Raw genomic sequence first — 8,957 nt, 5'->3', positions numbered from 1 at the left:
CAACCACAAGGCCGACGCCGTCGCCGACGCCCTGGCCGCAGCAGTGCAGCACCTGCCCAAGCACCTGGCGAAGTCGCTGACCTGGGACCAGGGCCACGAGATGGCCGAGCACAAGCGGTTCACCAACCAGACCGGCATCGACGTCTACTTCTGCGACCCGAAGTCGCCCTGGCAGCGCGGCAGCAACGAGAACACCAACGGGCTGCTGCGCCAGTACATGCCCCGACGACTCGACTTCCGCACTCTCACACAAGACGACCTCGACGCCATCGCACTCGAGCTCAACGACCGTCCTCGACAGACCCTCGCCTTCAAGACACCATCACAAGCACTAGCCGAAATGTTGCGTTGACCGCCTGAGCCCGCACCGCATTCCGCGCGGCTCGCGGCGTTGGGGTTTGTCAGGCAGGACCGCGCGGATCGGCCGTTCTGTGGTGGAGCTTCGTCGGGCCGGTCGGCCTAGGTCCGTCGGTGGAATCTGGTGTGGTGTCTAGGGCAAAGGAGCCTGCCGTGGTCGAGGTCGGTGGGTCCGCCGCGGCTCCACGGGATGTCGTGATGGACGTGGCACATCGCCGGGGGCCAGTCGCAGCCGGGTTCGGTGCAGTGCTGGTCCCGGATCGCGATCGCGGTCCGCTGGGCCCTGGTGTGGAACCGGCGGGTGCGGCCGAGGTCGAGGACCTCGGAGTTGCCGCCGAGCACGGCGGGGATGATCCCGGCCTCGCAGGCCAGCCGGCGGGCGGTGGCCGCGGTGATCCGCTCCCCGGTGTCCAGCAGTGCGGCGTGCTCGATGCGGCCTTCGAGGGCCTCCAGGGTCATGGTGACCACGATGGTGGCCGAGACGCCCCCGGTCTGGGGGAGCTGGTGGGCGGGGTAGCGCTCGATGAGCTCGCAGAACGCCCGGCCCCGGCGTTCGGGTCCGGGGCGCAGCGGGACGCCCGGTTCCTGCGGTTCCAGCCGTTTGGGGGCGGCGATTGCGAGCAGCATCTTCTTCAGCGCGGCACCGTGGAAGGACGGGACGGTGAACCGGCCGTGGCACTTGCCGTGCCCGTCGTCGACCATGACCAGCTTGGTGGCGAGCAGCGCGTCGCGTTCTTCGCGGGCGAGCTGGCGGGCTTCGTAGGCGTCGGCCAGGTCGGGTGCGACCACGTCCATCAGTCGCTTGCCCAGGACCCGCAGGGTCGGGGCGGTGTGCTCCCGTCCAGCGGCCACCAGGTGCCGCTCCGCCCGACCCACCAGAGTCGTGTCGAGGTCGCCGGGCAGCCGGTCCAGCGCCGTGACGATGACCCGGGCCTGCTCGACCACCAGGTCACCGGCCGCAAGCGCGTCCCGGACATGGCCGCGGGTCACCAGTGCCTGGCCGAGCCTGACCCGGCCCAGCACCGCGGGCTTGGTCTGCCGGGTCCGGTGCGCCCACGCGTCCACGGTCTCGTCGTCGGCGTGCTCGGCGACCCGGGCCTCGAGCTCGGCGACCTTCGCCTTGAGCTTGCTGATCTCCACGAGCGTCGCGGTGGTCTCGGCGGGCTCCATGGACCACACCGAGGCGTCCGCGACCGCATCGATCTCGGTGTGGGCGTGGGCGACGGCCACCGAGACTCGGTGTCGAGGTGTGGCCATCGCTGTCATGGCCCTACTCAAGCACCGGCCACCGACACTGAGAGGCCCAGAACCCCTTGCTCCACAGGGATCTGGGTAACGAAAAGGTCACGATTCCGAGCCGCTTTCCACAGGCGGCGCGCGGCCCCCGAGACCCGCAGGCCGGGAACCGGTGACGACCACCCACCCACCCTTCCCGTAGCTGCCCTGTCGGTCGCAACCACCCACGGCCAGAAAGCCACGGACACAGGAGGGCCGCTCGGGCAGGTTGAGCACGTCACGCGGGCCAGAGCATGAACGCTGGCATGCCACGGCCCGACCGCTACCAGCCGGTTACCGAGGGGCTTCATCAGCCGCTGTCGTGCTTCACTCCACATCGCAGCCCCAACCGTCAGGGCACTGCCGCCTCGGCTGCGAACCCGCCCGGTGAAATGCTGGCCCGTTCGGCGGACGTGCGACCGATGTGGCCCACGCACGCCGTGGCTGAGGTTGGAAGTCGAACGCCAGGCGCAGGGTGAGACGCCCACCCTCTGCTTGGTCGCTTCGCCAGCAACCCCGCTCACTCCGGAACGTCCGCCTCGCCCTCCCCAGGGTCGTGCGACGTTGTGACGTGCCCCGCTTCCCCTGACTCCTCTCGCCGCCTCCGTCGCACGTGCCCGACCACCAGCGCCGTGACCACCAGTACGGCGATGACGACGGCGGTCCCCTCGCCGATGGCCGAGGCGACCTTCTCGTAGGAGGCGCCGGCGAAGTAGCCGACCAGGCACATGGCGACGCCCCACGTGACGCCCCCGAGGGCGTTCCAGAGCAGAAAGGTCCGGTAGCGCATCTGACTGAGGCCGGCGATCCCTGGCATGACGGCTCGGAAGAAGGCGGTCCATCTGCCGAGGAAGATCGCCGGTCCTCCGCGCCGGCGGAGCATCTCCTGAGCCTTCGCGAGCCGCGGCTGGTGCTTGCGCAGGACGCCGAACTGCAACACCCGTGGTCCGAGATGCTTGCCGACCTCGTAGCCGACGGTGTCGCCGAGGATCGCGCTGACCACGACGACCACGATCAAGGTGACGATGTCGAGGTGGCCCTGGCTCGCCATGAAGCCACCGAGCAGCACGGCGGTCTCGCCAGGAAGGACGAACCCGACGAAGACGGCGGCCTCGGCGAAGACGAGCAGGGCGATGATGGCGTAGGCGAGCGCGGCGGGAACGGATCGGATCGCATCCAGCGCGCCCTGCAGCATGCGCAATCTGTACCCCGGTGAACCTGTGAGGAACCTGCGCCCAGCGGTCCATGACGGCATCCGGCAGTCGGCGCGGGCGCGAACGGACTCCGGGGGATCCCCGCGGTCGCACCGCCGAGAGGCCGCCGCACTTCATCTCGCCTTCATGGGCCTTCCCTACGGTCGCGAGCATGACCGGAGCACGTGAAGGAGAGCCCGTCGTATCGGCTCAGGGCCTGACGAAGACGTACGGCGCGCTGAGCGCGGTCGACCACGTCGACCTGGAGGTGGGCGCGGGCGACGTCTACGGCCTCCTCGGTCCCAACGGGGCTGGCAAGACGACATTCATGCGGATGCTGTTCGGCCTGATCCGTCCCGACAGCGGGGAGATCTCGGTCTCCGGAGTCCCGGTGCAGCCCGAGCCCCGGCGCGCGCTCGCCGAGGTGGCCGGGTTCGTCGAGGCGCCGCGCTTCTACCCCTACCTGTCGGGTCGCAAGAACCTCGAGCTGCTCGGTCGCCTCGACGGCGGTCTGCGGCCCCAACGGATCAACGAGGTCCTGGAGGTCGTGGACCTGTTCGACCGACGCGACAGCCGGGTCCGCGAGTACTCCTACGGGATGGTGCAGCGACTCGGGGTGGCCGCAGCGCTGATGCGGGACCCGCGCCTGCTCGTGCTCGACGAGCCGACCAACGGCCTGGACCCGGCGGGGATCCGCGACATGCGGAACCTGATCCATCGGCTGGTCGACACCGGGCTGACCATCCTGCTCTCGAGCCACCACATGGTCGAGGTCGACGAGATCTGCACGCGCGTCGCCATCATGCGCAGGGGACGTCTCGCGTACGACGGGCCGATCACCGAGCTGCGTGCACAGGCCGGGCGGGCGACCCGGCACCTGGACACCACCGACAACCACGTCGCGGTGGAGGTGTGCCGTGGCTTCGCCGGCGTCGAACACGTCCAGCTCGACGGGCCGCAGATCGTCTTCGACGCGGACGAGGCGACCGTCGAACGGCTCTCGCGCGAGCTCGTGCACGCCGGCCTCGGCATCCACCGACTGCACGCCCCCACCTCGGCACTGGAGACCCTGTTCTTCCGCCTGACCGAGGGCGGCACCGGCACGCCGACCGACGAGGAGGCGGCGGCATGACGACGACGAGCGCCGCGACCACCAGGACACCCATCACGACCGCCAGGACGACGGCCGGCGCCGGCACGGTGTTCGGCGTCGAGCTGCGCAAGCTGCTCGGCCAGACGAGGACCAGGGTCGTGGCGACCGTCCTGCTGGTGGCACCGTGGATCTTCATCCTGCTGGTGCTCCACCAGGACCAGCTCCCTCTCGAGACCCTGTACGGCCGGTACCTCAAGACCACCGGGTTCGCGACTCCGATGGTCGTCCTCGTGACCGCGACCCAGTGGCTGTTCCCCCTGATCGCCGCGTTCATCTCCGGCGACATCTTCTCCTCCGAGGACAACTACGGGACCTACAAGACGATCTTGACCCGCTCGGTCAGCAGACGAGCAGTGTTCTGGGGGAAGGTGACCGCAGCTCTCGTCGCGACCGTCGGCCTCGTGATCGCCATCGGCGCGAGCGCGCTGATCGCCGGGCTCGTGGCGGTCGGCGACCAGCCGTTCATCACGGTCGGCAACCTCGAGGTCCCGTCCACCGCCCACGCGATCGGAATGGTGGCCGAGAGCTGGCTGAGCGTGCTGCCGCCCCTGATCGGGTTCGCGTCGATCGCCATGTGCGTGTCCGTGCTGACCCGCAACAGCGTGCTCGGCGTCGTCGTACCGGTCGTGATCGGCCTGGTCTTCCAGATGTACATGTTCCTCAACGCGTGGGACACGGTGCGGCACGCCTTGCTGAACTGGCCCATGAACGCGTGGCGCGGCCTGCTCGACGATCCGTCGTACGCCGAGCCGTTCCTGCGGGGCCTCGTGGTCTCAGCGATCTACACGGCGGTCGCGCTGACGATCGCCTACGTCGTGTTCCACCGCCGAGACATCCAGGAGGGCTGATCCATGCGGCACCTGAGAAAGGTCCTTGCCACGACCGTCGCTCTCGGCGCGGTCGTCGTCGGCGCCAGCGCCTGCACGCCGGACACCACTCGCGGACGCGTCGAGAACGACGTGCCAGCGACGTTCGCGCACGCCTACGCTCTCAGCGAGCAGCTCCAGGGGCACCGTCCGGTGACCCCGGATGTCACCAGCACCGAGTGCCACAGCTCGGTCAACACCAAGCAGGACTCGCAACCGGGCTCGTGGGGCTGCGACCTCTCCTACACCGTCGACGGGAAGAAGAAGGACGTCTCACTCCTCGTCCTCATCGACCAGCTCGGCTGCTACCAGGCCTCGAACACCGACAACCGCAACGCCATGATCACCGACGCCTCGACAGGGGCGCAGCTCCCGGACCCGAAGGTCGGCTTCGACGGGTGCTTCGACGTCTACGACAACCGCACGAACACCAGCAACCGGTAGCGCCAGCACTCAGGACCGCAAGGCGGGGAGCACGGTCGACGGTGAACGCCGCCTCCGCCTCGTTGCAGTCCTCCAGACCTGCCGGACCTCGGCTCAGCATGACCAGCCGGTCGATGTCGCGTCTTGCCTGCCCCCACTGACCAGCGCAGGCATGACGAGAGATCTAGATGGGAGTGCGCGTCGGCGCCCCCTGGAAGGCCTGCAGGATGGCGTTGTACGCCGGCTTGGGTTGCAGGTTCTCGTCGAAGGGCAGTGGCCGGCGCGCGGCGCCGTCCTTGCGCGGGTAGTCCTCCTGGAGCCAGGTGTAGCGGTCCGAGAGCCCGAAGTTCAGCACGACCTTCACCGCGGGCTCCTGGAGCGCGACGGACAGGTACCTCGTGTAGACGTCGGCGACGCCCGCGTCCCTGGACGCGACGTCAGCCTTGAGCCCGTCGTCCTGGACGTCCAGCTCGGTGATGAAGATGGCCAGGAACGTCCGGTACGCGGTGGTGTCGAAGCTGCGCGCGAACCCGTTGGCGTTGAGGTGCGCCTGGATGCCGACGGCATGCACGGGGACGTTCTTGCTCTTCAGGTAGTCGATCGCCGCCAGCATCGACGTCCGCCGGGATGCGGCGTCCGAGCCGGTCTCGAAGCCGAAGTCGTTGATGAGGAGCAGCGCGTTGGGGTCTTGCTGGTGGGCCAGGTTGAAGGCCTCCTCGACGTAGGTCGGCCCGATGGTCTGGTACCAGGGGTTCACCGTCCAGAAGCCGTGCGCGTCCTTGCGCCGGCCGTCGGTCACCTCGTTGGCCACCACCCACGCCTTGACCTGGCCCCGGTAGTGGGCGACTTCCTGCTGGATCGTCGGGAACAGCAGATCGCGCGCCTCCTGCGTACTGAGGTTGTAGAGCGCGTCCTGCTCCCACCCGTCCCCGAGGCCCTCGTCCCACACCAGGTGGGCGGCCAGCACGGGTTGGGCGTTGCTCGTGGCGAACGAGACGATCTGGTCGCCGTAGGTGAAGTCGAGCGGCGAATCCTTGGTCGGCTTGAGCCGGTACCAGAGCAGGTCGTCCTCGGTCAGCAGGAAGCCGCTCTCGCGGGCGTACAAGGCGGCATAGGCCGCGTCGGGCTGGACCTGCCAGGTCGCTGCCGACGACCCGTACCGGATGCCCTTGGCCAGCGCCGCCTGGTACAGCGAACCGCCGGGCGCCGCGGCGGCCGGCGCCATGCCCAGGAAAGTCGATGCGCTTCCGCCGAGCACGGCAGCTGCCCCGATCCCGCTGCCGATGAGGAATGACCTTCGTGTCGATCCGACAGTTGCCATTGCCTGTCCCTTCCCGAGATGCCCGCGCCAGCGGCGCGAGTACCGCGCCGGTCCCCGTTGACCGGCCGGCGACGAGAGAACCGCGACGGGCCTCATGCGCCCAAATCGATTTCTCGTAGGACTGGCATACACCCCGGAGGCCGGCGTCCGGAAGACCTGTGCGGAACCGCACTGAGCCAACGGCTCCGCGCTGCCATGTCACTTCCTGAACCGTGGCGAAACCCGCGCTCGTGTGCCATCCTGCGAACTGAAGCTGAAGTAGTCGGCTTCCGGACGAGACGCGCCGTACCCGAAGCAAAGACGACGCACCCGGGAGTACGGCATGGTCAAGCCCGCAGGTCACGACATCCCGCCGCACGGCGTGCCGGTGGCAACCCTGCCAGTGCACCTCGAGATGCGACTCCTCGGCCTGATACTCGACGCCCTGGAGTCGACGCTCTTCGAAGCAGGTGCCACGCGAGTGTGGATCGACCGCAACCGGCCGCCGCTGACGGTGATGGCGGAGCTGCCCGAGAGCAATGCCGGGGGTCACGCGTCCGACCGCGTACCCCGTCGGGCTTCAACAAGCCGTGTCACATCGCCGCTGTAGAGCACTGGTATCGAGGAGCGCCGAGATCGTTGATGCTCGCTGCGTGAGCCGTGGCCCGCAGCGGTAGGTGCGCCCTCCCGCACCTCCTCGGCACCATGTCGAGCGCACACATCTCTTGACAAGATTTATTGTCAAGGCGATCGTGGGGCGATGCAGGATGTCGAGGTCATCGAGAGCGCGGAGGCAGCCGCCGCCGCGCTGGATCCGGTCCGGGCCCGGCTGCTCGCCGAGCTGGCCCGACCAGCCTCCGCGGCCGGGCTCGCCGCTCGAGTCGGGATCGCGCGCCAGAAGGTCAACTACCACCTCAAGGCGCTCGAGGCGCACGGCCTGGTGGAGCTGTCCGACGAGCGGCGGCACGGGGGCATCACCGAGCGGGTGCTGCAGGCCTCAGCGGCGTCGTACGTCGTGTCGCCGGCTGCGGTCAGCGCGTCCGCGGCCGACCCGGCCGCCAACGCTGACCACCTGTCGGCCGGGTACCTCGTCGCGCTGGCCGGTCGGCTGGTGCGCGAGGTCGGCGCCCTGGCGCGCCGGGCCGGCGCGTCCGGCAAGCGCCTGCCGACGCTGACCATCGACACGCAGATCGGCTTCCGGTCGGCCGCCGACCGGGCGGCCTTCGCCGACGACCTGACCGCTGCAGTGGTCGACCTGGCAGCTCGCTACCACCACGACGACGGGCGCCCGCACCGGCTCCTCGTCGCCGCCCACCCCCTCCCTGAGGAGAACCCATGAGCACCACCCCGAACGTCCCGTACCGCCTGGAGTTCAGCGTCGAGGTTCCGGGCACCGCCGAGCAGGTCTGGCAGGCCATCGCGACCGCGAAGGGCATGAGTGCCTGGTTCACGCCGACCGAGATGGAGGAGCGCGAGGGCGGCTCCCTTCACTTCACCATGGGCCCCGAGATGGGCTCGGACGGCCAGGTCACCGCATGGGAGCCGCCGCGCCGCCTCGTCTATGAGGAGGACTGGGCCTCCCTCATGGGCAAGGACCCCGATGCTCTCAGCCCGCTGACGTCGGAGTTCCTCGTCGAGGCACAGTCCGGCGGGACCTGCATCGTGCGCGTCACCAGCAGCGGCTTCGGGACCGGCGCCGCCTGGGAGTCGGAGTTCTGGGACACCATGGGTCCGGGCTGGATGCCGTTCTTCGACAACCTGCGCCTCTACCTGTCGTACTTCCCCGGCCAGGAGGCCACACACCTGGAGGCCAGCGCCTCCCACCCCGGCGACGCGGAGACGCTCTGGTCGATCCTGCACGACGCGCTCGGGCTGGGCGACGAGGGCGCCACGGTCGAGGTGCGTGGCGCCACCGGTACGGTCGAGCGCGTCGGCGAGCGGCAGACACTCGTGCGGCTCACCGCGCCGGTGCCCGGAATGCTCAGCGTCTTCACGTGGGACGAGGGCGATGGCAAGGCGACGGCGGGCGTCCGGGCGTACCTGTTCTCCGCCGACGCCGCGGACTACGTGCGGCGCGAACAGCCGGCTTGGCAGGCCTGGCTGCAGGCAATCTCCGTCCCGGCCTGATCTTCTACCGTTACCGGGCGAGGCCCTGTCGACGCAGGTGCGTCGCCCTCCGCCAGTCGGCGCACCGAGTGCACGGCTGCATCGAGCCGATCAGCGGACGCGCTGAGTCACCTCTCGGTGCAGGGCTTCGGTCCACGGCCAGACACCGACGGTCGCGTGAATGCCCCGTCACCACTGGGCGCTTTCCGCCTACTTCGCCTGCCTCTGCTTCGCCCGCGGCCGCTACGACCTGCGGCACGCCTGCCTGTCGGCTGGCTCGACGC

10 protein-coding genes and 1 riboswitch are annotated in these 8,957 nt (G+C 69.4%); of the genes, 7 read left to right on the top strand and 3 right to left on the bottom strand.

Annotated elements, in window-relative coordinates:
* On the top strand, positions 1 to 352 hold a 352-nt coding region (locus N538_RS0121010; protein ID WP_028638917.1), incomplete at its 5' end, for an IS30 family transposase.
* Between the two features lie 107 nt (positions 353 to 459).
* Here N538_RS0121010 and N538_RS27680 read toward each other — a convergent pair.
* Positions 460 to 1,623, bottom strand: a complete 1,164-nt coding sequence (locus N538_RS27680) for an HNH endonuclease signature motif containing protein (RefSeq protein WP_081790617.1) — start codon at positions 1,621 to 1,623, stop codon at positions 460 to 462.
* A 529-nt stretch (positions 1,624 to 2,152) separates the two neighbouring features.
* Positions 2,153 to 2,827 (bottom strand): DedA family protein, encoded by a 675-nt coding sequence (locus tag N538_RS26655; protein WP_051549496.1) that lies wholly within the window; start codon positions 2,825 to 2,827, stop codon positions 2,153 to 2,155.
* Positions 2,828 to 2,997: 170 nt separating this feature from the next.
* On the opposite strand from N538_RS26655, the gene N538_RS0120995 reads away from it, so the two are divergent.
* From N538_RS0120995 to N538_RS0120985, 3 genes are read left to right on the top strand one after another with little or no spacing between them, the layout of a single operon-like run.
* Positions 2,998 to 3,957, top strand: a complete 960-nt coding sequence (locus N538_RS0120995) for an ABC transporter ATP-binding protein (RefSeq protein WP_028638916.1) — start codon at positions 2,998 to 3,000, stop codon at positions 3,955 to 3,957.
* Entirely contained in the window at positions 3,954 to 4,826 is an 873-nt protein-coding gene (locus N538_RS0120990; RefSeq protein WP_028638915.1) for an ABC transporter permease, read from the top strand. The genes N538_RS0120995 and N538_RS0120990 overlap by 4 nt, the downstream gene beginning before the upstream one ends.
* Before the next feature lie 3 nt (positions 4,827 to 4,829).
* Positions 4,830 to 5,288, top strand: a complete 459-nt coding sequence (locus tag N538_RS0120985; protein WP_028638914.1) for a hypothetical protein — start codon at positions 4,830 to 4,832, stop codon at positions 5,286 to 5,288.
* Between the two features lie 163 nt (positions 5,289 to 5,451).
* On the opposite strand, the gene N538_RS26650 is transcribed toward N538_RS0120985, so the two are convergent.
* Positions 5,452 to 6,492, bottom strand: a complete 1,041-nt coding sequence (locus tag N538_RS26650) for an endo-1,4-beta-xylanase (protein ID WP_036571435.1) — start codon at positions 6,490 to 6,492, stop codon at positions 5,452 to 5,454.
* Between the two features lie 343 nt (positions 6,493 to 6,835).
* Positions 6,836 to 6,898, top strand: a riboswitch (guanidine-III (ykkC-III) riboswitch).
* Between the two features lie 12 nt (positions 6,899 to 6,910).
* On the opposite strand from N538_RS26650, the gene N538_RS28710 reads away from it, so the two are divergent.
* From N538_RS28710 to N538_RS27675, 3 genes are all read left to right on the top strand, one after another.
* Complete coding sequence (locus tag N538_RS28710; protein ID WP_155992350.1) at positions 6,911 to 7,177, top strand: hypothetical protein; 267 nt, start codon at positions 6,911 to 6,913, stop codon at positions 7,175 to 7,177.
* 150 nt (positions 7,178 to 7,327) lie between these two features.
* A complete protein-coding gene (locus N538_RS0120975) occupies positions 7,328 to 7,906 on the top strand; it encodes an ArsR/SmtB family transcription factor (protein ID WP_028638913.1) in 579 nt (192 codons plus the stop codon).
* Positions 7,903 to 8,694 (top strand): SRPBCC family protein, encoded by a 792-nt coding sequence (locus N538_RS27675; RefSeq protein ID WP_028638912.1) that lies wholly within the window; start codon positions 7,903 to 7,905, stop codon positions 8,692 to 8,694. Before N538_RS0120975 ends, N538_RS27675 begins: the two co-directional genes overlap by 4 nt.
* The last annotated feature ends 263 nt before the right edge of the window (positions 8,695 to 8,957 follow it).

The sequence above is a fragment of the Nocardioides sp. URHA0032 genome, from assembly GCF_000620645.1.
GTDB lineage: Bacteria > Actinomycetota > Actinomycetes > Propionibacteriales > Nocardioidaceae > Nocardioides.
Note: the sequence above shows the minus strand (reverse complement) of the source record. Positions and strands in the feature narration are given on the sequence as shown.